This window comes from Rhodococcus sp. KBS0724, assembly GCF_005938745.2.
GTDB lineage: Bacteria > Actinomycetota > Actinomycetes > Mycobacteriales > Mycobacteriaceae > Rhodococcus_F.
Genome location: NZ_VCBX02000001.1, coordinates 6,284,362 through 6,309,992 on the forward strand (window position 1 = coordinate 6,284,362; position 25,631 = coordinate 6,309,992).

Sequence of the window (25,631 nt, forward strand, 5' to 3'; positions counted from 1 at the left end):
CACCGCTTCGGCAACCGACTACTTCGGTATATCGCGGTTGCGTTGATCTGCTTGTTCACTCTCGTCATTTCCGTATCGAGCGCTACGGGCACCGACCAATCCGTAGACCCCGTCCGAATTTCCTATGCAGCCGACACGGACACGTTCGGGGATTTGTATCTACCTCCTGGCGACGGCAGTTCATTCCCCGTGGTTGTCCTCATTCACGGCGGCGGATGGGCCCAGAAAAGCAACCTCGAATACGCGGGTGCGTGGGCGCGATCATTGACGCGCCACGGAATTGCCGTGTGGAACATCGAGTATCGGCGTGTGGGAGGGCACGGCGGTTGGCCCACCACTCTCTCGGACACCGTCGCTGCAACAAACGCCTTGGCCGACGTAGTGCAGGAAAAAGCCTCCGGCCGATTGGATCTGGACCGCGTACACGTCGCGGGATATTCTGCGGGCGGCCAACTCGCCGCCTGGGCAGCGTCCCGGCCGAGCCAAGGCGTCGACGCGCCCGAGCCCGCGCTCGAAGTACCTATTCGTTCGGCCACCATTATGGCCGGCGTCTTCGACATGGAACTCGCGGCCACCGTTGGCAAGGATCGCTTTGTTCGAAATCTTTTGGGCGGCATGCCGTCCGACCATCCCGACCGCTACCGCATCGCGTCGCCGATCGAACATCTTCCCATCGACATCCCGGTCACCGCACTCCACGGGCAAGCTGACCGAGTGGTCTCGATCGAGCAGAGCCGACGCTATGCCGACGCAGCCCTCGCGGCCGGTGATCGCGTCGACTTGATCGAACTTCCCGGCGTCGGCCACGGCGAATTCACCAACACAGAATCCGCGGCGTGGGCTACCACCAAGCAAGCGATTATCGATCACGTAAACGCTACTTGAGCAGCTAAAACCATCAGTTGTGGCTACGGTCGCAGTAAAAAGGATTAGCTGAAACCACCTCGATGACGTACGGTGGGGTTATCAGAGGGCAGCCGTCAGTCAGGCAGCCGGTCGATTCACCCGGAACAAGAGTTCCAGGGAATACTTCCAGTTCGGTGCAAATCCGCGCCTTTGATCACTACGCACTTTCATCAGTCCCGCAGATTGTTGACCAGGCCGAAGGCTCCGACAGAGTCCGCCGCCAATCGCGTACCGACTGCACCAGTATCAACATGCGCTACACACCGCACGGGTCCAAAACCCATGCGGTTCAGAGGAATACCTTGTACAACACCATGATTCACCCCGAAAACACGAACAACAACACTACAAACGGTCTACGAATCCCGACCACTTCGGGCCGTATCCGCGAACGTGCACTGGAAATCATTTGCACGCTCTACCGCTGCAGCACCGACGAAGCCGCCGACCTGCTGGTCCGACATTCTCAGACCAACAACCTCAAGGTGACCAGCCTGATCAAGTCGCTTGTCGCCTTGATCGACGAAGACTCGTCGAACGACGGCTACGGCAACAACAACGCATTGGCCTCTCATTTCTGGCTGCGTGAGATCAGGAATCTCAGCCAGGTCCACCGCCGCAGCGATCATTTCCATCGCCATCTCGTCGGCGCGTAACCGTCGCTGAACGACAACTGACCTGAAACGACAGCTGGGGCAGTACACGGAAATCGTGTACTGCCCCAGCTTCGTGTAGTTGTCAGGCGGAAGCCGAGTCTCGGCAGTCAGGCGGAAGCCGCTTCCTTGTTCAGGTCTTGCGGAGCGCCGTCGGTATCCGTTGCCTCGTCCACGTGCTGCGGAGCGAAGAGCAGGCACACGATGCTCAGGATGCACATGCCGACCAGCAGTGCGATGACCGGCCAGATACTGCCGGTTGCCTTGTACATCAGCGTCGAGACCAGCGGAGACAATCCACCGAAGATCGCGCCGGCACCCTGGTACGCCAACGAGATGCTCGTGTACCTAGCCTGCGGCTTGAACATCTGTGACAGGACGGCGGCGATCGGACCGTAGGTGGCGGCCAGGACCAATCGCATGACCGCGAAGGTCAGGAAGATCAGGAAAACGGATCCGGACTTCAGGACGAGGAACTGCGGCGCTGCGAGTATCGCGACCGCGGCAAGGCCCCAGATGACGACGCGAACGCGTCCCACCTTGTCACCGAGCCACGCCACTCCAAGTGTCGCGATCAACTCGACCACTGCCGCGACACTGAGCGCGTTGAGAATCAACGTCTCGGACAAACCGACATCGGGGTCGGTTGCATACGCCGTGATGAAAGTCGTCACGAGGTAGTAGCCGCCGACGGCGACGGGCAGAATGCCGATGCCCAGGATGATCGGGCGCCAGTTGGTCACCAGCGCGTACTTGAGCGGCAGCATCTCCGGTACGTCCGCGGACTTCACCTCGGACTCGAAAACCGGCGATTCTTCGACCTTGAGTCGAACAACCAAGCCGACAAGAATCAGCAGCGCCGAGCACAGGAACGGTAGCCGCCAGGCCCAGTCACGCAGCGCGTCGTCGCCGAAGGTGGAGAGAATGCTGAAAAAACCGGTGGCAAGAAGCGCGCCGGCCGGGTTGCCCAGCTGCGCGAATCCGCCGTAGAAGGTCTTCTTGTCCTCCGGAGCGTGCTCGACGGCCATCAGGACAGCGCCGCCCCATTCGCCGCCCACGGCAAAGCCCTGGACGAAGCGGAGCAGAACCAGCAGCAGCGGCGCCCAGAAGCCGATCGACGCATAAGTGGGCAGCAGGCCGATGAGGAACGTGCCTGCGCCCATCAGCGTCAGGGTGACGACCAGTGCGGTGCGTCGGCCCATCTTGTCGCCGACATGACCGAACACGATGCCGCCGAGCGGGCGGGCGAAGAAGCCGACGGCGTACGTCGCGAACGCTGCCGCGACACCGGTCAAGCGGTCGGTTCCGGGCGGGAAGAAGATGTCACCGAATACCAGGGCGGCTGCCGTGGCATAGACGTAGAAGTCGTACCACTCGATAGTTGTACCGACGAAGGCTGCGAATCCCGCCTTGCGGGCCTTCACGATCTGTTGCTCTCGGTTCATTACTTTTCCTCGGTGGTCGAAGTGCTCGACAATAGGGGGTTATGACCTGAATGTGCGAGTTCGCCGTCGATCCAGGTCTCCCGGACATCGATCTGCGCAATCGCGTCGGCCGGAACCTCGAGAGGATCCGCGCCCAGAATGACGAAGTCGGCCCGTTTGCCGACCGTGATGCTGCCCAGTTCTGCTTCGCGTCCGAGCGCGCGTGCGCCGTTGAGCGTGTGAGCCTGAAGAGCCTGGTCGGCAGTGATGCGGAGAGCGTCGGAGCCGAGTTGGTGTCCCTGACGCGTCACGCGAGTGACGGCTGCCTGAATCGCCTCGAGCGGCTTGGGTTCGGCAACGGGAGCGTCGGAGCTGATGGTCACGGGTACCTCGGCGGCGATGAACTCGCCGAGCGGGTTGAACCGCTCACCGGGGGTTCCGATTGCTGCTGTGACGCCCTCGCCCCAGTTGTAGTAGTGCTGCGGTTGGTTCACCGGGTAGATACCGGCTAGGTTCATTCGGGCGATCTGCTCAGCCGTCGGGAGTCCGCAATGCTCGATGCGGTGACGGGCATCGGCATCCGGATGAGCTTTCTGTGCGGCTTCGATGGCGTCCAGCACCATGTCGATGGCCGTCGGAGACTGAGCGTGCGTTGCAGTCTGCAAACCGACCGCATGAGCCTTGGCGATCAGATCCGAGTAGTCCGCGGGCTCGTGATAAAGCTGCCCGGTGCGGCACGGGTCGCCCACGTAACCGTCGGGGAAGTACGCGGTCCAGCCGCCGAGTGTGCCGTCGGCATAGAACTTGATGCCACCGAATGCCAGGCGTGAATTGCCAAAGGCGCCATGCATTCCCGTGTCGATCACGTGATCGAGGAGGTGGCTGAGCATGTACATGCTGACGCGAGTCTTGAGCTGATCCTGCTCCGCCAGACGCAGGTACATGTCGAATTCCCGACGGGTCACCTGGCAATCACCGATCGTTGTGACACCGCCCGCCAGGAACTTGTCCTGAGCGACCGACAGCTGGCGAAGGTGCTCCTCCGGCTCGTCCTCGAGGTGGAAGTTGGGTCCGTGATGACCGACCTTCACTCCGTTGACGCCGGTGAGGATGTTGCACGCGGCGTCGGACAGCTCACCCGTCAGCTCGCCGTCTGTATCTCGGAAGAACTCTCCACCGGCGGGGTTCGCTGTGCTCGCATCGATGCCGTGCTTGTCGAAAGTGAAAGAGTTGACGACGCCGCCGTGACCGCTCGCGTTCATGAGGTAGACCTCGCGATCAGTGGCGACCTGGTCGAGCTCTTCCTTGAGCGGATGACGCCCTTCGATCAGGTTGCGATGCTCGTAGCCGTATCCGCGAATCGGGACACCCGCAGGAGCTGTAAGTGCCGCTTCCTGAAGCAGCGCAATGATTCCGGGGATCGAGTGGGCCTTCTCCGGACCGCAGTCCACCCAGCTGAGCATCTGCCCGTACATCAACGGGTGTGCGTGAGGATCGACGAATCCCGGCACCACGGTAGCGCCGTCGAGTTCGACAACTGCGGCCGTTCGACTGCTCAGTCGCCGAGCCTCAGTCCGGCAGTGCTCGAGCGTTCCTACTGCGGCAAAGCGGTTTCCGAACACCAGGAACGCGTCGGCTCCGGACGTGTTGTCGTCAACAGTGTGAATCGTGGCGCCGGTGAAGATGGTGGCTCGGGAGTCGAGCGGCGAGGCTTCGTGCGTGTGCAACTTGCGCATGGTGGTGGGTCCTTTGTGGAGATGGTGGTGCGTTCGTGGGTGGTGCACGTCGTAGGTGGTGCAGCTCACTACTTGATGAGCGAAAACTACGCCCCGACCTGGAGTGATGCAATACACCAAAGTTTCAGACCATGCGGTCCACAACTTTTTTGTTCCAATCTACGATCATTTCCGCACTTATCCACGTCATCGACGTCCACATGCGAATGTTCTAATAGGTAGCAGCGACAGAAAAATCTCCGGAAAAGTTGGGACACCATGACCGCTGATCTCGATTCCGAGCTCATTGCCGCACTTCAGCGGAACGGGCGCGCGACCTACCGTGAACTGTCCGCGGCCGTCAACGCTCCGCGTGCGGCTGTCTCCACCAGAGTCCAGGCCTTGCTCGACTCCGGAACGGTGTCCGTGGTCGCCGTCGCGCATCCCGAACTACTCGGGCTGAAGGCCCTCGCACACGTGTCGATCGCCGTGTCCGGCTCACTCACACCGGTCATCAATGCCTTGATCGAATCCGAATCGGCCGTCTACGTCTCGGCAGTCAGCGGGCAGTACAACGTGATCACGGAACTTCGAGTGCCCAGCCACGACGATCTGTATCGAGCAATTGCCGAACTCCGCTCACACAGTGGCGTGAAATCGGTGAGCACGCTGGTCTATGTCGACGTTGTCAAGGGAATCTTCATGCCGGACAGCGCATTACAATCCGAGATTCGCCTCGACTCGGTTGATGTCGCACTGATCGAGCTACTCGAACGCAACGGCCGAATGCCCTTCCTCGAGCTGGCTGAACACACTGGACTGTCACCGAGTGCGGTACGCAATCGCGTCAACCACCTGATCTCGAGCACGGCACTGCGAGTCGGGGCGGTCGTGAAGCGTCGGGGTGCCGGACGCACACTGGCAATGGGAATCGGAGTGAATCTCGGCTCTCGTGACGATGCCGCGGTGTCCGCCATCGAGTCTCTGCCGGGGATCGAGTTCCTGGCTCGAACGCTGGGACGCTACGACGTCATCGCCACGGTCGCGGCGAATTCCGCGAGCGACCTCCATTCGCTGTCGGAACGTATTCGCCGGATCGACGGAGTCAGCGGTTTGGAGTCCTGGGCGCACCTTGAAGTCTTCAAAGAGCACTATGCCCGCAGCCTCGACGTTCGAGACTGAACACCGACAAAGAAGACGTTTTCGTTCCTCGATAACGGGAACTCTGCGGTCAGCACCCGATCCGAGGAGCGAACATGACCGCTCGCATCGCTCTACCCGACGCATCGACCTGTCAACGGTATGTTCTTACCGTTGCAGATTCCGTATTCGCCGAATCCGTAGTGTGGTGCGACTGTCCGGAATTCGATGCAGTAGTCGTCCTAGCGTGTGAACTCCCCCTCGACAGCGGCCACCGGGCCGTACTGGCGTGGAACCACTACTTCGGATGGGCCCTGGGCGCCGAAGACGCACCGAATTCATCCTTTGCCGTTCTCGAATGCCTCGGAATCGGACGGATGCCTGATCCTGCGCTGTGCGCGGACCGGGCCGTCGAACTCATTTCGCAGGCCAACGAGTCGCACTGACGCTCTGTCTATTCGTCGCCGACTCCCTGTCTATTTGTCACCGACGCCCTGTCAATTTGTCACCGACTCCCTGTCTGCTCGTTGTGGGCGCGGGCATAGTATCGAGCGCGAGTTCGCATGCCCGACGAAGGAGAACCGACATGGCCCTGCCGCAGATACATGCCGGTCAAGTACCCACAACCGAGGTCGAACCGGACGGCAAAGCCACTCTCCGTACGCGCCAAACTCCCCGTAGCGAACGCCGAAAGATCGGCAAGAGCCTGCGCAAGCAGGTGCCGCGGTCCACGCTCGGCGATTGGTCGCCCTCGACCGATCGTCGCGATCCCGTTGATCAGGTGAACACTGCCCACGAGGGCCGACTGGACTGGCTGGTCCCCATCCGAGTGGGACGGATGGTCGCTTCACCGTACGGATTCTTGCGCGGCACAGCAGGTTTGATGGCCGAAGACCTGTCGACGTTGCCGACCACGGGCATCACCCCAGTTATTTGCGGTGACGCCCACATCGGCAATTTCGGTTTCTACGGCTCTCCGGAGCGGGAGTTGGTGATCGATCTCAACGATTTCGACGAGGCTCATCCCGGCCCGTGGGAATGGGATCTACGACGCTTGGTCGCCAGCATCTGGGTTGCCGGCCGGCAAAACGGTTTCACCGAAAGCCAATGTGAGGCTGCGGTGGTCTCGTGTACCTCCGCATATCGGAACCATTTGGCCACACTTGCGGAACGGCCACTGTTCGGAAGGTCCTTCGACCGGGTCGATCTGAACGGACTCACTGCGCACGTCACCGACCCAGGATTGCTGGCCGAAATCGCCCGGGCCGCAGAGCGCGCTCGCAAACGCACCAGTGATCACGCACTCTCGCGTTTCACCACCGAGGAGAACGGGCGTCGAAAGTTCCTGGAAAGCCCCCCACTGACAACCCATCTCAGCCCGGAAGACACCGACTTCCTCCTTCAGGGGCTCGACCAGTACCTCGAAACCCTTGCCCCGCACTGGCGTCGAGTGGTTTCCGGATACAACGTCGTCGACGTCGCGCATCGAGTGGTGGGTGTCGGCAGCGTTGCCTTGCGCGCGTTTGTCGCGTTGTGCGAGGGCAGCATCCCGGACGACGTTCTGTTTCTTCAGCTCAAGCAAGCCAGGCGCTCCGTTGTCGCCCCGTTCGTGCACGGCACAAGCGCGTGGCACGATCACCAAGGCCGACGCGTCGCCGAATACCAGCAGGCCCTTCAAACCGTCAGCGATCCTCTGCTCGGCTGGTGCACGGTGGACGATCGCCAGTATTACGTCCGCCAGTTCCGAAATATGAAGGGTTCGGTGGATCTCAACAACATCGATGCGTCCGCCCTCACCGACTACGTTGCCATCTGCGGCCGACTGCTCGCCAAGGGGCACGCCCGAACCAGTGGTGCGTCGTTGATCTCGGGATATCTCGGCTCTTCGGACATGGTTGACGTTGCCCTCACCCGCTTCGCGCGACTGTATGCCGACCAAACGGAACGCGACCACGGGGAACTGCAGAAGGCTGTGGCCGACGGCCGGATTGCCGCGGAAACCGGGATCTGATCCACGTGCGCCACTCGTGGTCTTCGTCACTGCTATGTGCATACCCCGGGGGGTATGCGGCATGCTGGGTTTCGACACAGTGAACCAGGAGGCGCGGAGATGATTCTCGAGCAGTACTACATCGAATGCCTGTCGCACGCTTCGTACCTGATCGGCGACGAGCAAAGCGGTACGGCCATCGTGGTGGATCCTCGCCGCGATGTCGACGGCTACCTCGAGGACGCCAAGCGCTACGGCCTGAAGATCGTGGGTGTCGTCAACACACACTTCCACGCCGATTTTGTCTCCGGCCACCTCGAGTTGCGCAATGCGACAGACGCCTGGATCGGCTTCGGCGAAGCCGCCGACACCGAATACCCCATCGCACGACTGGCGCACGGCGAGCACATCTCGCTCGGCGAGATCGACATCGAAATCCTTGCCACACCCGGGCACACCTGGGAATCCATCAGTCTGCTGATCCGCGAGAGCGCAGGCGCCACACCCACTGCTGTTCTCACCGGCGACTCACTGTTCATCGGCGACGTCGGACGCCCCGACCTGGCCAACCTCGGAAACGGCACCAATACCGAACTGGCGCAGGCGATGTACCGCACGATTCACGACGTGCTCCTATCTCTCCCCGATTCCGTGCTCGTCATGCCGGCACACGGCGCCGGGTCGTCGTGTGGCAAGAACATGTCGGATCAGTTGACATCCACCATCGGCGAGCAACGACGCACGAATCCGTCTGTGGCCCCGATGAGTGAGGCCACTTTTGTCGAGATGATCACCGAGGGACAACCTTCGGTGCCGTCGTACTTTGCCGCTGACGTTGCGCTGAACAAGAGCGTCCGCGCATTGCTCGATCCCGAACGCCATGTTCCGGAGCTGAGCTTCGCAGACCTGCGAGCTGAATTATCTTCGGGCACAGCAGTCCTTGACGCTCGTAGCGTCGAGGATTTCGCGGCAGGTCACTTGAGCGGCAGCGTCAACGTCGGATTCGACGGCCGCTTCGCCGAGACTGCCGGAATGGTGTCCGACATCGGCGACCGCATAGTGCTGATCACCTACCCCGGCGAAGAACAGGAGAGCGCTAAACGGCTGGCCCGCATCGGTTCCGATGCGGTCATCGGCTATGTGAATTCACGGGCTGCCGGCACAATCCCAGCGGAGTTGTCCGACCTCGTGCAGACTGCTCCGCGTACCACCACACCGGAACTAGCGCAGCTTCTTGCCGACGACGCTGTCACTCTCGTCGATATTCGCAACCCCGGAGAGAGGGAGTTCGGCACGATTCCTGGTGCACTGCCCATTCCGCTGGCGCAATTACGCTCTCGCATAGACGAATTACCGGCCGATCATCCCGTGATCGTCCACTGCGCCGGCGGCTGGCGTTCCAGCGTCGCCGCCTCCTTGCTGCGCGCGCACGGCCGCAGTCGCGTCAGCGACCTCGTCGGTGGCTACAACGCCTGGCTCGACGCCTAACCACCACTACCCCTTTCAGGAGAAAACATGTGTTATCCCGTCACCTGTTCGAATTGCTCGAAGACTACGTGGGATGGTTGCGGCCAGCACGTCGACGGCGTCATGAATTCCGTTCCGCCAGCGCAGCGCTGCACCTGCGAGCGTGAAACCTCCGACACGGGATTCTTCAAAAACCTGTTCCGGCGGTAGCCACATGACGGTCGCTCTCACCTTGGCGCTGGGTACCGTCATCGGCTCCTTGCTCGGGTTACTCGGCGGCGGCGGATCCATACTCGCAGTTCCCGTATTGGTGTACGCCCTGGGCATTCCGCTGGAGCAGGCCGTACCCATGTCCTTGATCGTTGTCGGCATCGCGTCACTGTTCGGCTCTTTTCCCAAAGTTACTGCGCGAGAGGTTCAATGGCCGGTGGCCGCAGTCTTTGCCGCCACAGGCTTCCTCGCAGCCTTTGCCGGTAGTGCAGTCAACCGGATGCTTCCACCGTCCATCACCATGACGGGCTTTGCCATCGTCATGGTGGTCGCGGGCATCAGGATGCTGACTGAAACCGGCGGCACGGGGACGGCGTGCCGTGCCGTGGACTCAACCGTCAACTGGCGACGGTGCACCTCGCGCGCAATCCCCGCAGGCTTGGGAGTCGGCTTCCTGACGGGACTCTTCGGAGTGGGCGGCGGGTTCCTGATCGTCCCGGCCCTTGTCCTGCTGCTGGGCATCACCATGCCGGTTGCGGTGGGCACGTCGTTGGTGATCGTCAGTGCCAACTCCGCGTCCGGCGTGCTTGCCTACCTCGGAGATCTCACACTCGACTGGGGCTTGGTCGTCGCATTCACCTCAACCGCCATCGCGGGATCATTCGTGGCCGGTCGGTTCGGAAAGAGGATCAACACTGCGCAGCTGCAGAAGTGGTTTGCGTACTTGATCTTCGCAGTGGCCGGGTTTGTCGTGCTCCAGGTTTAGCCAGGCATAGGCTGGATGCATGTTCATGCGCAGCGCAAAGACATTTGTCCCCGACGCACTTCGCGGTGTGATCGCCTCCACCGACGACATTGCCTGGAACCCAGACCCCGGCTACCTCACTCGAGCACAGCCGCTGCCCAAGGGACAGGTCGCCATTGTTTCCGGCGGCGGATCCGGACATGAACCGATGCACGCCGGGTTCCTCGGTGCGGGAATGCTGACCGCCGTCTGCCCCGGCCTGGTCTTCACCTCACCCAACGCCCTGCAGATTCACGAGGCGTCCAAAGCTGTCGACGCCGGCGGCGGTGTCCTCCATATCGTGAAGAACTACACCGGCGACGTCATGAACTTCGGTATCGCGCGAGAGTTGCTGCGAGAAGACAACATCGACGCCGACGTAGTGCTTGTCGATGACGATGTCGCAACCGAACGAGCTGACGGCGACGGACCCGGACGCCGCGGTACGGCAGCCACCGTGGTTGTCGAAAAGGTTTGCGGTGCCGCAGCCGAACGCGGCGAGAGCTTGGCGGAGGTAGTGCGGATCGGTCGCCTTGTCGCGAAATCGGCACGCAGCATGGCTGTCGCTCTTGCGCCGTGCACGCTCCCCGGAGCAACGGAACCGTCGTTCGATCTACCCGAAGGTCAGATGGAACTCGGCATCGGCATCCACGGCGAGCGAGGACGGGAGCGCATCGACGCGTTGCCTGCTCCCGAACTGGTGCGTCGGCTGACCGATCCGATTATCGACTCACTCGAACTGGCCGATGGAGATCGGGTCATCGCGCTGGTCAACGGATTGGGCGCAACTCATCCTCTTGAACTTCAATTGCTGTTTGCCGAACTCGGAGAATATCTAGGCGAGAAGGGCATTCGCATCGAACGCCCCCTCGTCGGAACATTTGTGACGGCGATGAACATGGCAGGCGCATCCGTCACCTTGGTGCGTGTCGACGATGGGATCCTCGAACTGTGGGATGCCTCGACTGCCGCCCCGGCCTGGCCGAATTCGCCGGCACGGAGTTACTCGGCGGTTGGTCCGCGGGAATCCTTCGGCCCCTCGTACACAGCACCGGCCACCGCCACGTCCGACAGAAATATCGGGGCCTGGGTGGCTGATTGGGCGCAGAAGGTGCTCGATGAGGAACCTGCCCTCACCGATCTCGATCGGCGGGCCGGTGACGGCGATTTCGGCACTAACATGGTGGCCGCACTGGAGCAACTGGATTTGGCTGCGATGCGCAATACCTATTCTGCAGCAACAACGTTCGAAGCCATCTCGCAGGCCTATCTCGGTCATGCTGGAGGAACGTCTGGCGCACTGTTCGGGATCTGGTTCCGGCATTTCTTCCGCGTAGCTCGCGAAAGTGAACTGGATCTCGCGGCCGTCGCCGCGGCGGCACGCTCGGGCTTGGACAACATCACCGCACTCGGTGGAGCGCGCCCCGGAGACAAGACGATGGTGGATGCGATAGCCCCCGCTGTCGACGCACTCGAGGAAGGAGTTCGACTCGACGGCGTACGCACAGAGGTGTTGCAACGGACTTCGGATGCCGCCCGCGTGGGAGCCGAGTCGACGGAAATGTTGATCGCCAGCCGGGGCCGCGCAAGCTATGTCGGCGAGGCCGCACGTGGCGTCGTCGACCCGGGAGCGCTCGTCATCGCCTGGTTCTTCGAGTGTGCAGTGGGTCACTAGCGCCGCACGCAGACGATATGACTAGCCTTGCATCACCAGTCCTTGATTGCGACCCGTCTGGAAAGCACAGGATCGCATGACAACCAGGAGTAGCCCATGCTGAGCACGATGCAAGACGCCCCACTCTCCATTGCTCAAATCCTGCGCCACGGCGCCTCAGTCCACGGCGCAGCCGAGGTTGTGACCTGGACCGAAAGCGGCCCCCGGCGTACGTCCTATGCCGAGGTGGGACGTCGCTGCGCTCAGTTGGCTCACGCACTGCGCGGACTGGGCGTCGACGGGGATCAGCGAGTAGCCACGTTCATGTGGAACAACTCGGAGCACCTCGAGGCGTACCTCGGCATTCCGGCAATGGGTGCTGTCCTGCACACCCTCAACATCCGGTTGTTCCCCGAGCAGCTGATCCATGTTGCCAATCACGCCGAGGATCACGTGATCATCGTCGATCCGTCGCTAATCCCGCTGCTCGCTCCCCAACTGCCTTCCCTCACGACGGTCAAGCACATCATCGTGACGGGCTCGTCCACGGCCGGCCTCGAAGCACCCGCCGGCGTCGAGGTACACACGTACGAAGGCCTGATCGCGGAGCAGCCGACCGAGTTCGACTGGCCCGAAGTGGACGAGCGCAGCGCCGCCGCGATGTGTTACACCTCCGGAACCACGGGCGATCCCAAAGGTGTTGTGTACTCACATCGTTCGATCTATCTGCACTCGATGCAGGTCTGCATGAGCGACGGACCCAACCTCAAGCAGGGTGACCGCGCACTTGCCGTCGTCCCCCAGTTTCATGCGATGTCGTGGGGGCTTCCCTACGCAGCGTTCATGATCGGCGCTTCGCTGATCATGCCCGATCGTTTCCTCCAGCCGGCTCCGTTGGCTGCGATCATCGCAAGCGAGAAGCCGACGTTCGCCGCCGCGGTCCCCACCATCTGGCAAGGCCTGCACCTCTACCTCGAACAGAACCCACAGGACATCTCGTCGATGCGAGAGGTCCTGATCGGCGGCTCGGCAGTTCCGCCGGCGCTGATGCACGCGTTCGAAAACGATCACAGCGTCAGCGTTCTGCACGCCTGGGGCATGACGGAAACCTCGCCGCTCGGCTCCGTGGCTCGTCCGCCGCTCGGCGTCACGGGAGACGAGATGTGGAAGTACCGCTACTCGCAAGGCCGCTTCCCCGCATCCGTCGAGTCGCGCCTCATCGACGATGAGGGCAAAGCTGTTGCCCACGACGGTGTTTCCGTCGGCGAGCTCGAAGTGCGCGGCCCCTGGATCACGGCGTCGTACTACGGCGTCGACGCTGCCGACAAGTTCAACGACGGTTGGCTCAAGACCGGCGACGTCGGATCCATCACGGCCGACGGCTTCCTCAGCCTCTCGGACCGTTCGAAGGACATCATCAAGTCGGGCGGCGAGTGGATTTCGTCGGTTGATCTCGAGAACGCGGTGATGGGCCATCCCGATGTCATGGAAGCCGCCGTTATCGGCATTCCCGACGAGAAGTGGGATGAGCGACCGCTGGTGGCGGTCGTCCTACGTGCAGACTCAGCGACAACGATGTCCGAACTGCAAGAGTTCCTTTCGGACAAGATCGCAAAGTGGCAGCTGCCCGAGAACTGGGCTGTGGTGCAGGAAGTTCCGAAGACGAGCGTCGGCAAGTTCGACAAGAAGCGCCTGCGGGCCGATTACCACGATGGCGGACTCAACGTCACACGCCTCTGATACAAAGTGAACATCGAAGGCGGGCAACAGGCAGGAAACCTGTTGCCCGCCTTCGTTTACGGTCGATACCCGACGGTATGCAAAGCGATGTCGACGTACTTCACTGCCAACTGCGACGGTGACATCGGGCCGCCGGTCTGGAACCAACGCGGTAGAGATTGAGCCATTCCGAGTATGGCCCGCACGGTTTCTTCCGTATCGGTGACCAAGAAATCTCCTGATGCCACACCGTCATTGACGATTCTGCGCATCAACAACTCGAGCCGTTTTCGACTGGCCGCGTATCGACTTCGACTTTCCGGTGAGACGTGCCGGATCTCGGTATCCAATGCTGCGTGGCGCGCCCGATGGGTCATGTACAGAACGATCGCCTCGACCACCAGCGCGAAGCGCGTCACCGGGTTCTCGCCGGCTTCTGCTGCCGCCGCTTCGGTCCGGGTATTCAATTCGCTCATCGAGACTTCGAACAATGCAACCAGAACGGCTTCTTTGTTCGCGTGGTGATAGTAGAGCGCGGGGACGGTTACCCCGACACAGTTGGCGATTTGCCGCACTGTTGTGCCGTGGTAACCGTTCTCGTCGAACAGTTCCAGCGAAGCCGTCAGGATGTCACTCATCACCAGCGGGGGGAAGGACCTCCAGTCCGCTGCCACCGAATCCACATTCGCCGCTTCGCTAGTCATGCAACAACCGAAATTACCGCGGTGCCATGCGGATTGCGCCGTCGAGGCGGATTGTTTCACCGTTGAGCATGGGGTTGGAGACGATGTGCGCGGCCAGCGCGCCGTACTCGCTGGGATCACCGAGGCGGGAAGGGTGGGGAACCTGCTGGCCCAGCGACGCCTGGGCTGCTTCAGGCAGGCCGGCGAGCAGTGGGGTCTTGAACAGGCCCGGTGCGATGGTGTTGACGCGGATCAGCAACGACGCGAGGTCGCGGGCGATGGGGAGCGTCATACCGACGACGCCACCCTTGGATGCGGAGTACGCGGCCTGACCGATCTGTCCGTCGTACGCGGCAACGGAAGCGGTGTTGATGATGACACCCCGCTCACCGTCGATGGGCTCGGTCTTCGAGATCCGCTCCGCGGCAAGGCGAAGAACGTTGAACGTGCCGATCAAGTTGACGTCGATGACCTTCTTGAACGCGTCCAGCGGGAAGGCGCCCTTCTTGCTGACGGTCTTGATGGCGTTGCCGATTCCGGCGCAGTTGACCGTGACGCGGATCGGGCCGAGGGTTTCGGCGAGATCGAGCGCAGCGGTGACGGCTGCTTCGTCGGTGACGTCGGCCGCTGCGAAGCGGACACGGTCGCCGAGTTCCTTGGCGATGGCCTCACCGTTGGAGGACGGCAGGTCGATGATGACGACGCTGGCACCGTCGGCGAGTAGGGCTTTGGCGGTGGCCAGGCCGAGGCCCGAGGCGCCACCGGTGACGACGGCGACGCTGTCGTTGACGATCATGGGAAATCCTTTCGAAAGGGTTTGTGGATCAGATTCGTTCGATGATGGTGGCGTTTGCCATGCCGGCGCCTTCACACATGGTTTGCAGGCCGTAGCGTCCGCCGGTGGCTTCAAGGTGATTGACCATCGTCGTCAGCAAACGCGTACCGGAGGATCCGAGTGCGTGTCCGAGGGAGATCGCTCCGCCCCTCGGGTTGAGCTTGGCGGGGTCGGCACCGAATTCGTGTGCCCACGCGAGCGGCACGGGAGCGAAAGCTTCGTTGACCTCGTAGGTGTCGATGTCGTCGATGCTCAGTCCGGCACGCGTCAACACCTTGTGGGTGGCCGGGATCGGGGCGGTGAGCATGAAGACCGGGTCGTCGCCCATCACGGAGAACGAGTGGAAGCGAGCCCGCGGTGTCAGGCCCAGCTTCGATGCCATCTCTTCACTCATGATCAGAGCAGCGGACGCGCCATCGGTGAGCGGAGACGAGTTGCCGGGGGTGATGTGCCACTGTGCTTCGGGGAAGCGTGCTGCGTATGTCTCGGAGTAGAACGACGGCTTGAGTCCGCCGAGGCCTTCGGCGGTGGTCGTTGCGCGCACGGTCTCGTCGACGGTGTGCGTTACGGTTTCGCCGGCCGCGTTGGTGACCGTGATCGGCACGATTTCCTTGTCGAACAATCCTGCCGCTGCCGCTGCTGCGGCGCGCTGGTGGGATTGTGCGGAGAATGCGTCGAGGGTGTCGCGATCGAACTTCCATTTGGCCGCGATGAGTTCGGCCGAGATTCCCTGGTTGACGAGGCCTTCGGGGTAACGGGCGGCGATGCCGGGGCCGGATGCGTCCTTACCCATCGAGGTGAACCCCATGGGTACACGGCTCATGGATTCGACACCGGCGGCGATCACGATGTCGTAGGCGCCGGCGATGACGCCCTGGGCTGCGAAGTGTGCGGCCTGCTGACTCGATCCGCACTGGCGGTCGATGGTGGTGGCCGGCACGGATTCGGGGAACCCGGCTGAGAGTACGGCGGTGCGGGTGATGTTCAGTGCCTGCTCGCCGGCCTGACCGACACAACCACCGATGACGTCGTCTACCAGGGCGGGGTCGATGCCGTTGCGCTCGACGATCGACCGAAGGACGTGCGCCAACAGTTCGACGGGATGCGTCCCGGACAGCGCTCCGCCTGGCTTGCCTTTGCCGGATGCGATCCGGACTACATCGACGATCACTGCCTTGGTCATCTTCTTCGTTCCCTTCGAGGACGTGCACTTGAGACGATCCGGCACCCGAGATACATGCATCGGGCACCGGACCGAGATCGTGGTTCGCACAGCCAACTCACTGACTTAGCGCTCGTTAAATAGCTACCACGTCGGTGGTGCCAACGTCAACGGTGACCACGGAGCCAAGACTGAGATCGAACCGGATACGAGTGGGGACAGCGACACACTCTGCGACGGAACCGGCAGCACTCGCTTCGATCGCCGTCTGACACTAAAACAATGGGGCCGAGAAGCCGCCACCAAAAGGAATTAACACCAAAGTATTAACACTAAAGTATTAATGCCGCCGACACGCACCTTGCATCGCGCAACAAATCCCGCGAAAACGACCACAGCCATCCGTTTTGCCCTATTCTGATGCACACGGTCAGAGTGACCGACTGACTCATTATTTACGGACCCATTTTCCTACTCAGCGACATTCCTCACGAGCTCTTGCCGAAGACAAGGTAAAGCGAAGCCCATGGACGTGAAGTACATCGAATACACCATGGCTGACAGGCGATTCTACGACCGCCTTCGTCAGGATCCGACGCAGCGCCGAGGCCCCGACAACCGTCGATACGAACTGTCTGGCAACACACTGGATACCGGATGGACTTCCATGGAATCCCATGGATGGCAACATCATCAGGCTCCGTCAGCGAAGCTGCCCGAGCAGGGATGGAAGATCCACTGTTCGGCCACCATGCAGAATGCACAGTCGATCTTGGATATTACATCCGCGTATTGCATCGAACGGGAATGCTCGTTCAAGTTCCTACCGGACTCCGCAGCGTTACTGCGTTCGAACATGAAATATGCACACCGAGGCAGTAGTGGAAAATTCATCACAATCTATCCGTCCGATCCCGAAGCCTGCGAGAAGATTCTCAACGACCTTGCCGACCTTCTTCACGGATTCGACGGCCCGTATATCCTCTCAGACCTCCGATGGAAGGACGGGCCTCTCTACGTAAGATATGGGGGCTTCGCTCTCAAACATGTTCGCGACGAGTTCGATACTCTCGTACCCGCGATTACGGATCCCAACGGCCGACTGGTTCCGGACGTACGCGATCCGGCATTCAAGCCACCTCTGTGGGTCGAGATTCCTGACTTTGTCAAAAAACAAAAAGAAGTGCTGTTCGCAGTGGACGCGGATCAACCGTTTCCGTACAAAATTGTCGACGCCCTCCATTTCTCCAACGGCGGCGGGGTGTACAAAGGGTTGGACGACGGCGGAACCGAGGTCGTCCTCAAGGAGGCACGCCCGTTCGCCGGAATCGCGCCGGATGGTCGCGACGCGGTCTCTCGTCTTCAACGCGAACGTGACATCCTTCGACTGCTGGCCGATGCACCATACGTAGCGGGAATATACGACTATTTCGAGCACTCCGGGCACCACTTCCTGGTGGAGGAATTTGTTCTCGGCACAACGCTCAACAAGGAGATGGTGGCGCGCAACCCGTTGGTTCGCGCTGACGAAACCCGATCCGATCGACGGTCATATCGCGATTGGGCTCTGGGCATCATCGACAAAGCTCAAGCTGCCATCGAGCACCTGCATACACGGCGGATCGTGTTCGGCGACCTCCATCCCAATAACGTCATCGTTTGTCCGGACAGCTCCGTCAAGCTCATCGATTTCGAGATGTCCTACGTCGAGGGACAAGACGCCGTAGTCAAATCCATGGGAGCTCCTGGTTTCACGCCCCTCGATGGCCGAGAAGGTTTTGCTTCTGATCTGTATTCACTTGCTTGCCTGAAGATTTCGATCTTCTTGCCACTCACGGTTCTTCTCGATCTCAACGCCGGGAAGATCGAGCAGCTGGTCGCAGAGGCACGTCTTCTCTTCGAACTCTCCGATGACTACTGCGACAGCATCCTCAACGCACTGTGTCCGCATTCGGTCGTAGATAACGCCGGCGCTCGAGCACTTCGCGCCGAAGAGTTGGTCAGGCAATGGGCAATCCATGACGCCGACAGCATCGACAGCATCCGATCGCTCATCGACCTTGGCATCCGCCAATCCCGACAGCTTGGGCGGGATGACCGCCTCTATCCCGGGGACATCGCGCAATTTTCCGAAGATTCGTTCGGCATCGCTCATGGTGCATGCGGAAATCTACTGACAACAACAATGAGCGAGGAGGACCAACTCCTCACAGCGGAGTGGGTTGAACGAAAGATCGAGCGCACGGCGCAGGTCAAACTGGGTCTATACGACGGATTAGCCGGCGCCGCCCATACATTCGAAAGTATCGGTTTGGATTGCCGGGCCGATGCTTGGACCGAGAAATTGCATCAAACGCCGTTCGAAACCCTGACCACCGACCTCTTCAGTGGGCTTGCGGGCATCGGACTGTATCTCTTGGAGCGGCACCACCGCTATGGCGATCCGGACTCTCTTGCGGCGGTTGATCGTATTCGACGGATCATGCTCACCCGCACGCACGCCCCCAACAATTCCATCCAGTCGGAAAACGGCCAACTGTATGTCGCCACCGGGAAAGGTGGACTCATGCGCGGCGCAAGCGGCCAGGCACTTTTCTGGATTCGCGCGTATGAAGTGCTCGGGCATCAGAGCGATCTCGTCAATGCCAAAGAAATTCTCGAGCAAGACATCTCGCTGCTTATCGAATGCGCTGACGGTTCGCTCCAACTGAATGAGCGATGGAGGAAACTGCCCTACATCGCCAGCGGGTCCACGGGTGTCGGGCTTGCGATCATGCGCCTTGCATCACATGCCCCATCCCCTCGGTACGAACGTATTCTGGAGCAGATCACTCGTGCTGCTACCGCAGAATTCTGCATCCAGTCCAATTTGTTCAACGGGCGCGCGGGGTTTATCTACTATCTCCTCAAACTCATCGACAGCGGACGAGAGTACAGCGATACCCGTGAACACCTGGACTCTCACGTCAGGCGTTTGCAGCTACATGCCATTCCAGACCACGCTGGACTTCACTTTCCTGGAGAGCAACTTCTTCGTCTTTCTACCGACTGGGCGACAGGCTCAGCAGGAATCTCCAATGTACTAGGCCTGTACTCCGATAGCCTCAACGGAACACGTGAAACCAAAGCGCCATTCCTCGGAAGCGAATTTCCTGCGAATAATACGAGACTGACCACCGATCACTCGATGGCCTAATCAACCCTGGTTAGAAAAATCAGGAGCGAATCAAGGAACAACAGGGAGGTAAAGAGAAAGGACCACTGTCGCATTACTTGGCGCCCAAGATTAAGTTTGAGTACCATTTCAGGCAGGCGCATGCACACTTAGCGCATACGCAAAATGGACGCCAAACGGATCATCCCTCTAAGTGTTAACGACACACACGAGCTGGTTAATCGTAATCAATCTCTGCCCGACGAGGGCAAAGATAAAACTGAAGTACCTCAGAATGAAAGGTTGTTCATCATGATGTCCATACTCGAATTTCAAGAGATCGCCGTATCGGGAACAACAACGGGACAATTTGATGATGACGTGTATTCCTGGAGCGCCCTGAGCGTCGCTCTCTGCTAAGGCGGATGGCCGCGGATCTCCGGATCCGCGGCCAATCACTCACCCAAAGAGCAGTTTCTGCCCCTAGGCTTGAATGTCAACAAGTCCGGATCTATAGGCCCAGATTGCAGTTTGGAGCCTGCTTTTCGTTCCGATCTTGCTCGATATACGACCAAGATGAGATTTGATAGTAGTCACCTCAATGCTTAGCTTCGCCGAGATTTCATCGTTGCTCAGACCTTGTGCCAAGCAGTGTACAATTTCCACTTCGCGAGAAGTCAAGGAATTCGAAGCGACGTCAACTCGACGGGCTTGCTCAACAGAGGAAACAGAACGACGACCAAATTCTCTTGTCAGACTGCCGAGCAAGCTCGGACTGATAACAGTTCCACCCTTGTGTGAAGTGTAGATCGCTTGTGACAACTCACTAGGATCAATATCTTTCAAAATAAATCCTGAGACGCCAAGATCAATAGATGAGTACAAATAGTCATCATGTCCAAAAGTCGTAATGATGATAATTTTCTGCGAAGGACGCTTGCCGAGAATGACCTCCGCGGCAGAAAGCCCGTCACCCTCCGGCATTCGTATATCCATCAATATTACATCCGGATCAAGCAAGACAGCTTGACGTATAGCACTCGGCCCGGAGTCCGCTTCTCCAACCACACATACGTCTATGCAGTTCGTCAAAAATAGCCTTAACCCACGTCTGACTATCGACTGATCGTCAACTATGAGAACTGTAATCATCCTCGAATTTGCCTTTCAAGTGGAATTCCAACCCGGACTTTCCATGAACCGTCGCCGGAATACCCTGCATCAAAAGAACCACCCAGAGACTCGGCGCGTTCCCTGAGCCCAATCAATCCCAGCCCCTGGCCGCTCAATGTACGTTCGAGAGACTCTCCTGCGCTGTTTTCAACTAATATCGTCAAATCGCCTTCATTCCTTTTTATTGAAACCGAAACTCGGCTACCATGCGCATGGCGGAGAGCATTCGACAGACTTTCCTGAACGATGCGGTAGCAAGAAACCTGTATGCCGCTGTCAATGCCTGAAAGGTCACCGTCAATTTCGGCCGTGACAATCAGACCAGAACTGCGACACCCCTCTACAAGGCTCAGCACCGCTCGGATTGACGGTTGAGGCTCTTGCGATTCAGTGGTCCCGATCCGTAGGACCCCAACGAGCTGGCGCAAACTTCGAAGCGCTCTTTCGCCCTGGTCAATAACTCCAACTAGTAAATTCGGAACCTCACCAGGTGCGCTCTCGAATATCTCCGAAGCTGCTTTGCCCTGTATTATTACAGCGGTCAGATGATGTGCGGATACATCATGTAGTTCACGTGCCATGCGTGTTCGTTCGTCTGCCACCGCCACTTCGACAGCCGTGTCCCTCTCCTCTTTCAACCGCTGAATCCTCGCGCCATCGGCAAGCTTATGACGACGCTGATTCTGAATAACTTTTCCCAATGCGACAATGAGCCCATAGCTAATTACGACGTTTACCGCCGGATTAATCGACAAGCCGGCAATTGCAGCGACCGAAGATGCAGAATCGAGGTCGTCCGATCGCAGATAAGTGCTGACAATAATGTCAGCACTCAATCCCAGCGAGGCAGCTAGAACAAAGCTACGCCCTTCCGTGAAGATTGCGAGAACAAAAATCGAAATCCAGTAGAGTGGCGTCACTGCCGCGGCACGATCATCCAGTACAAACGCAAGTACCATCATCGAGATAACACTGATCGTGTAGAAAATTATTGGGTGCCGACGTGAATTTGCCAATGCAATTGTGTTGATAACAATAACCAGAACCGGACCAAGAAGTTGCTTGTAGTCGAGTTGAGCCTCCGAATTCTTCGGAAAAGTATTTGCACTCAACAAAGCAACGACCAAATAGGTCATACTCAGCACACCCGCCAATAGAACACCGATGCGGGCTAGGAAAGAAAGCTGCGAGCCCACGGCCATTTCCCACCAGTCCCACGTGGCTGCTTTCTCGGCGTCGTCGTTTTCCGCCTCACCAACCACACTGGAGTATGTCACCGGCACGTCCTTCCACGAAGGATTGAACTCTGTAGCGTGCCTCAAGCTATCAATCGGACAGACGTCCTGGATGAATTTTGCCCGATTTTGCCGTGAAGTAACTACCCGATGATCTGCCCGGCAGTGGGAATGACCGCCTTTACAGTCCAACCGTTGTCGTTGGGGCCGGCGAGAAGGGATCCGCCCAGAAGGGTGACGCGTTCACGCATTCCCGAAATCCCCAGACTCTGACCATCTGTCGCGGGCGTTACTCTGCCAGCAATATTGGTGATGTCGACGCTGATCGAATCACGCTCACGACGCAATGTGACCTTGGCGGAACTCTCCGGTGCATGTCGGAGAATGTTCGACAACGCCTCCTGCACAACTCGATAGGACGATAGCTGCACGGCACTGTCGAGTTCGGTGAAACTATCCTCGAGATCAAGTTCCAAAGACGGAATGGACGCGCGGCAGCCTTCCACCAGTTCCGGGATGTCCGCGATCATCGGTTGCGGATACTTTGGATCGACTTCTCCCAACCGCAGAATCCCCACAGTTTGACGCAAACTGTTCAGTGCGCGATCACCATGATCGATCACGCCTCCTAGCAGTGCCTTCGCTTGAGTGGGGTTGGAGGTGAACAATTTGTCCGCCGACCTGGCTTGGATGAGCAGACCGGTGAGGTGATGTGCGGCGACGTCGTGCAGTTCGCGCGCCATATTCTGGCGTTCCTCTGTGATCGCATCGCTTATTCGGGCTTCACTGTTCAGGTGCACTTGCTCGATGGCAGCGGCACTGGCGGACGTTTGCCACCGATATCTCTGCACAACTTTCCCGATGGCGATCATGAGCACGTAGCTGGTCATGATGTTCACAACGGGCGCTAACAAGAACTCCGGCAACTCCCCTGCCGGGACCTGAGCAAGTGTCAGGCTTTCACCTACTGCGGTTACTCGAAATCGCGTTGTCATCCACAAGTCCGCGATCATTCCGACAATTGTCAGGAGCACCAAACGACTTCCGATAGTTCTCCCAGCCATGACTATGATCGCAAACCAGTACAGCGGAGTCGCCGCTGCTACTCGATCCTCGAGCAGCAGGGCCAGAGCCACTGTGCCGACGAGGGTCAGAAGATACATCCACACCGGATACCGCCGACGGAAACAGGCGAGCACTGTCAAGACAGTCAGAATGAGCATTGCCGTGACGAGAACACCCGGGTTGCCCCCAGCCGGATCCCCCGAATAGCCACTACCCCGCGCCACCGACCAGGTTGCACCGAGCACCCACACGACGCTGAGAATTCCGGCAGTGACCGCCAATACGGCTGGGTTCCGCGACAGAATTCCGCGAGCATGCAGCGAAATCTCCCTGACCCGCACGGGTTTCCGGCGAATGTCTGCCACTAGTTATTCCCCTCTAATATGATGCTATTTTCAAGATATTACGCATTCGCCTGCTTCAAATTATGCTCATACGCGCTTCTACTACGGGCGATATTCGCCGATTGTGTAAGTCGCGACAATCAGATTCAGCGTTCACGAAATTCGGCGGTATGGCGATTTCAGATGCCAGACCGTCGTACCAAAGCATCTGTCGCAGAAGGTGATATAGCACCAATGGCCCTGAGTAGGCCGGCGTAACGCGGATACAATTCGATCGGCCGCGTTTCGATTGCCCGCAGAATCCATGACGCTGCCTGATCCGCCGTCAATGCCGGTTGGCTGACGTAATCGGCGGTGGGCGCAATCATGGGGGTGCGAATCAGCGGAAATTGCACGGTACTGACATCAACTCCTGTGCCATGACATTCGGCGCCGAGACTACGCCCGAAGGCACTGAGCGCGGACTTCGACGCGTGATACGCACTGAACCTGGGCATCACGCCGGCGCTCACACCCCACGTGCCAACGTTGACGATATGACCGGAACCTGCCTCGAGCATCGACGGCAGGAGTCGAAGGGTCAGTCGCGCCGGACCGAAGTAGTTGAGTGCCATCGTCCGCTCGTAATCGTGGAACCGTTCCACGGAATCAATAGCACTGCGACGAATCGAGCGACCCGCGTTGTTGATCAGAACATCGACGGTCCCGAACTGGTCACCTATCGAGTCGGCCAGTTCGTCGACGCTTTCGCCGTTCGAGAGATCCGCAGGCATGACGTGTGCCCACCCTCCTTCTCGGTGGATGTCGTCACGCACCCGTTCGAGTTCGTCAAGGCCCCGGGCAACCAGGATCATCTCGGCGCCGCGAGCCGCCAGCAAGTGCGCGGTTGCCTCCCCGATGCCGGACGACGCACCGGTCAGCACGATGGTTTTCTCCGAAAGATTGACGCCAGGCAGCGGTAGCAGCGAACGAAGCCGCGTAGGCGGATTCAACACGAAATTGCCCACAAGCCTGCTGATCATCGTCATCTTCCGTCCCTTTTTCTGTAGTTTCACGAGATTACCGAGCAGTAAGTTATTGCGCGCCCATTTGCCATGGATCCTCTCCTGACGCCAAGTCCACAAAGCTACTCATCAGTAGGTCATCTCCGAACTGTCTGGGACTAGCTTTTCCTGATACCTGTGGTTACATTAAAGCCAGACCGAGTGCCTGCGATCACACGAACCGGCCCTCGATACCACCGAAACCGCACGTAAGACCAGCGGTGACCACGACGAAGAGGGAGACGCAACATGACGCTCACTACGCCGTTCAACAAGAACATGCCGTTCGACAAGAACGCTGAAGCATCCGACGACACGTACAACGAGACACTTCGCCTCCTGTCCGAGGGATCCGTGAACAAGCACTTCGATCCCTATCTGGACATCGATTGGGACTCCCCCGAGTTTGCGGTCACCCCAGGAGATACTCGCTGGATCCTCCCGGCCGAGACGGATCCGCTTGGTGCTCATCCGTGGTACCAGGCACAGTCGGTCGACAAGCAAATCGAAATCGGGATGTGGCGTCAGGCCAATGTCGCGAAGGTCGGCCTGCAGTTCGAGAACATCTTGATCCGCGGCATGATGCAGTACGTCTTTGCACTGCCCAACCAGTCGGCCGAGGCTCGGTACTGCACTCATGAGTCCGTCGAAGAGTGCAACCACACCATGATGTTCCAGGAAATGGTGAACCGTATCGGCGCTGACGCTCCGGGCATGAATCGCATGATGCGCATGGTGGCGCCGTTCATTCCGCTTGCTGCCGGCCCCTTTCCTGAACTCTTTTTCGTCGGCGTCCTTGCAGGCGAAGAACCTATCGACCACATCCAGAAGAGCATCCTGCGCTCCGGGGGCGATATCCACCCGATCATGGCTTCCGTCATGGCAATTCACGTTGCCGAAGAAGCACGACACATCTCGTTTGCACACAAGCTCCTGAGCCGACGCATTCCGCTGATGTCACGGCCGAGCCGCTTTGTCCTTTCACTCCTCTTCCCGATCACCATGCGAATTCTGTGCGATGCCATCGTGATTCCGCCGAAGACCTTCTGGAATCAGTTCGACATCCCGAAGTCCGTCAAGAAGGACCTGTTCTGGGAGCTACCGGAATCGCGTCAGACGCTGCGCAACTACTTCGGCGACGTCCGCATGCTCGCGACCGAAACAGGTTTGATGAACCGTGCATCACGATTGGTGTGGAAGGCCTGCAAGATGGACGGCCGCGCATCACGTTTCCGCAGCGAACCCCACCGCAGCGCACACAACGCTGCCGCATAA

The 25,631-nt window shown here is 59.4% G+C and carries 20 protein-coding genes; 11 read left to right on the forward strand and 9 right to left on the reverse strand.

Going from position 1 to position 25,631, the window contains the following annotated elements; translation table 11 throughout:
* Window positions 1–51: 51 nt before the first annotated feature.
* Window positions 52–885 carry a S9 family peptidase gene (locus FFI94_RS29010; RefSeq protein WP_260684407.1) on the forward strand — a complete coding sequence of 278 codons (834 nt, stop codon included), beginning with the start codon at window positions 52–54 and terminating at the stop codon, window positions 883–885.
* A gap of 155 nt (window positions 886–1,040) precedes the next feature.
* The gene (locus FFI94_RS29015) at window positions 1,041–1,562 is read left to right on the forward strand and encodes an ANTAR domain-containing protein (protein WP_260684408.1); all 522 of its coding nucleotides are present in this window, start codon (window positions 1,041–1,043) and stop codon (window positions 1,560–1,562) included.
* Window positions 1,563–1,669: 107 nt separating this feature from the next.
* Here FFI94_RS29015 and FFI94_RS29020 read toward each other — a convergent pair whose 3' ends face one another.
* Window positions 1,670–3,004, reverse strand: a complete 1,335-nt coding sequence (locus FFI94_RS29020; protein ID WP_138870875.1) for an MFS transporter — start codon at window positions 3,002–3,004, stop codon at window positions 1,670–1,672.
* A complete protein-coding gene (locus FFI94_RS29025) occupies window positions 3,004–4,719 on the reverse strand; it encodes an amidohydrolase (RefSeq protein ID WP_138870876.1) in 1,716 nt (571 codons plus the stop codon). The genes FFI94_RS29020 and FFI94_RS29025 overlap by 1 nt, the downstream gene beginning before the upstream one ends.
* Before the next feature lie 258 nt (window positions 4,720–4,977).
* Between FFI94_RS29025 and FFI94_RS29030 the strand changes: the two genes are divergently transcribed.
* The 7 genes from FFI94_RS29030 to FFI94_RS29060 all read left to right on the forward strand — a co-directional run bounded on the left by FFI94_RS29030 (window position 4,978) and on the right by FFI94_RS29060 (window position 13,683).
* On the forward strand, window positions 4,978–5,880 hold the full coding sequence (locus tag FFI94_RS29030; protein ID WP_138870877.1) for an Lrp/AsnC family transcriptional regulator: 903 nt from the start codon (window positions 4,978–4,980) through the stop codon (window positions 5,878–5,880).
* A 74-nt stretch (window positions 5,881–5,954) separates the two neighbouring features.
* Window positions 5,955–6,284 (forward strand): DUF6292 family protein, encoded by a 330-nt coding sequence (locus tag FFI94_RS29035; RefSeq protein ID WP_138870878.1) that lies wholly within the window; start codon window positions 5,955–5,957, stop codon window positions 6,282–6,284.
* 140 nt (window positions 6,285–6,424) lie between these two features.
* Window positions 6,425–7,849: a DUF2252 domain-containing protein gene (locus tag FFI94_RS29040; protein ID WP_138870879.1), complete on the forward strand. Its 1,425-nt coding sequence runs from the start codon at window positions 6,425–6,427 to the stop codon at window positions 7,847–7,849.
* Window positions 7,850–7,948: 99 nt separating this feature from the next.
* Window positions 7,949–9,316, forward strand: a complete 1,368-nt coding sequence (locus FFI94_RS29045; RefSeq protein ID WP_138870880.1) for a rhodanese-like domain-containing protein — start codon at window positions 7,949–7,951, stop codon at window positions 9,314–9,316.
* Between the two features lie 193 nt (window positions 9,317–9,509).
* A complete protein-coding gene (locus FFI94_RS29050) occupies window positions 9,510–10,271 on the forward strand; it encodes a sulfite exporter TauE/SafE family protein (RefSeq protein ID WP_138870881.1) in 762 nt (253 codons plus the stop codon).
* 19 nt (window positions 10,272–10,290) lie between these two features.
* Complete coding sequence (locus FFI94_RS29055; RefSeq protein WP_138870882.1) at window positions 10,291–11,964, forward strand: dihydroxyacetone kinase family protein; 1,674 nt, start codon at window positions 10,291–10,293, stop codon at window positions 11,962–11,964.
* A 96-nt stretch (window positions 11,965–12,060) separates the two neighbouring features.
* Window positions 12,061–13,683 carry a long-chain fatty acid--CoA ligase gene (locus tag FFI94_RS29060; RefSeq protein ID WP_138870883.1) on the forward strand — a complete coding sequence of 541 codons (1,623 nt, stop codon included), beginning with the start codon at window positions 12,061–12,063 and terminating at the stop codon, window positions 13,681–13,683.
* A 56-nt stretch (window positions 13,684–13,739) separates the two neighbouring features.
* On the opposite strand, the gene FFI94_RS29070 is transcribed toward FFI94_RS29060, so the two are convergent.
* Genes FFI94_RS29070 through FFI94_RS29080 form a run of 3 tightly spaced genes read right to left on the reverse strand, consistent with a single transcriptional unit; the run spans window position 13,740 to window position 16,363 of the window.
* Window positions 13,740–14,366, reverse strand: coding sequence for a TetR/AcrR family transcriptional regulator (locus tag FFI94_RS29070; RefSeq protein ID WP_138870884.1), 627 nt, complete (start codon window positions 14,364–14,366; stop codon window positions 13,740–13,742).
* A gap of 13 nt (window positions 14,367–14,379) precedes the next feature.
* Window positions 14,380–15,141, reverse strand: a complete 762-nt coding sequence (locus FFI94_RS29075; RefSeq protein ID WP_138870885.1) for a 3-hydroxyacyl-CoA dehydrogenase — start codon at window positions 15,139–15,141, stop codon at window positions 14,380–14,382.
* Between the two features lie 28 nt (window positions 15,142–15,169).
* Window positions 15,170–16,363: an acetyl-CoA C-acyltransferase gene (locus tag FFI94_RS29080; RefSeq protein ID WP_138870886.1), complete on the reverse strand. Its 1,194-nt coding sequence runs from the start codon at window positions 16,361–16,363 to the stop codon at window positions 15,170–15,172.
* Between the two features lie 505 nt (window positions 16,364–16,868).
* Here FFI94_RS29080 and lanKC point away from each other — a divergent pair.
* Window positions 16,869–19,538: a class III lanthionine synthetase LanKC gene (gene lanKC, locus FFI94_RS29085; RefSeq protein ID WP_138870887.1), complete on the forward strand. Its 2,670-nt coding sequence runs from the start codon at window positions 16,869–16,871 to the stop codon at window positions 19,536–19,538.
* Between the two features lie 441 nt (window positions 19,539–19,979).
* Here lanKC and FFI94_RS29090 read toward each other — a convergent pair whose 3' ends face one another.
* From FFI94_RS29090 to FFI94_RS29105, 4 genes are all read right to left on the reverse strand, one after another.
* On the reverse strand, window positions 19,980–20,648 hold the full coding sequence (locus tag FFI94_RS29090) for a response regulator transcription factor (RefSeq protein WP_138870888.1): 669 nt from the start codon (window positions 20,646–20,648) through the stop codon (window positions 19,980–19,982).
* Window positions 20,645–21,946, reverse strand: coding sequence for a sensor histidine kinase (locus tag FFI94_RS29095; protein ID WP_138870889.1), 1,302 nt, complete (start codon window positions 21,944–21,946; stop codon window positions 20,645–20,647). Before FFI94_RS29095 ends, FFI94_RS29090 begins: the two co-directional genes overlap by 4 nt.
* 101 nt (window positions 21,947–22,047) lie before the next feature.
* Entirely contained in the window at window positions 22,048–23,334 is a 1,287-nt protein-coding gene (locus FFI94_RS29100; protein WP_138870890.1) for a sensor histidine kinase, read from the reverse strand.
* 158 nt (window positions 23,335–23,492) lie between these two features.
* Window positions 23,493–24,341 carry an SDR family oxidoreductase gene (locus tag FFI94_RS29105; protein ID WP_397495521.1) on the reverse strand — a complete coding sequence of 283 codons (849 nt, stop codon included), beginning with the start codon at window positions 24,339–24,341 and terminating at the stop codon, window positions 23,493–23,495.
* A gap of 264 nt (window positions 24,342–24,605) precedes the next feature.
* On the opposite strand from FFI94_RS29105, the gene FFI94_RS29110 reads away from it, so the two are divergent.
* On the forward strand, window positions 24,606–25,631 hold the full coding sequence (locus FFI94_RS29110; RefSeq protein ID WP_138870891.1) for a diiron oxygenase: 1,026 nt from the start codon (window positions 24,606–24,608) through the stop codon (window positions 25,629–25,631).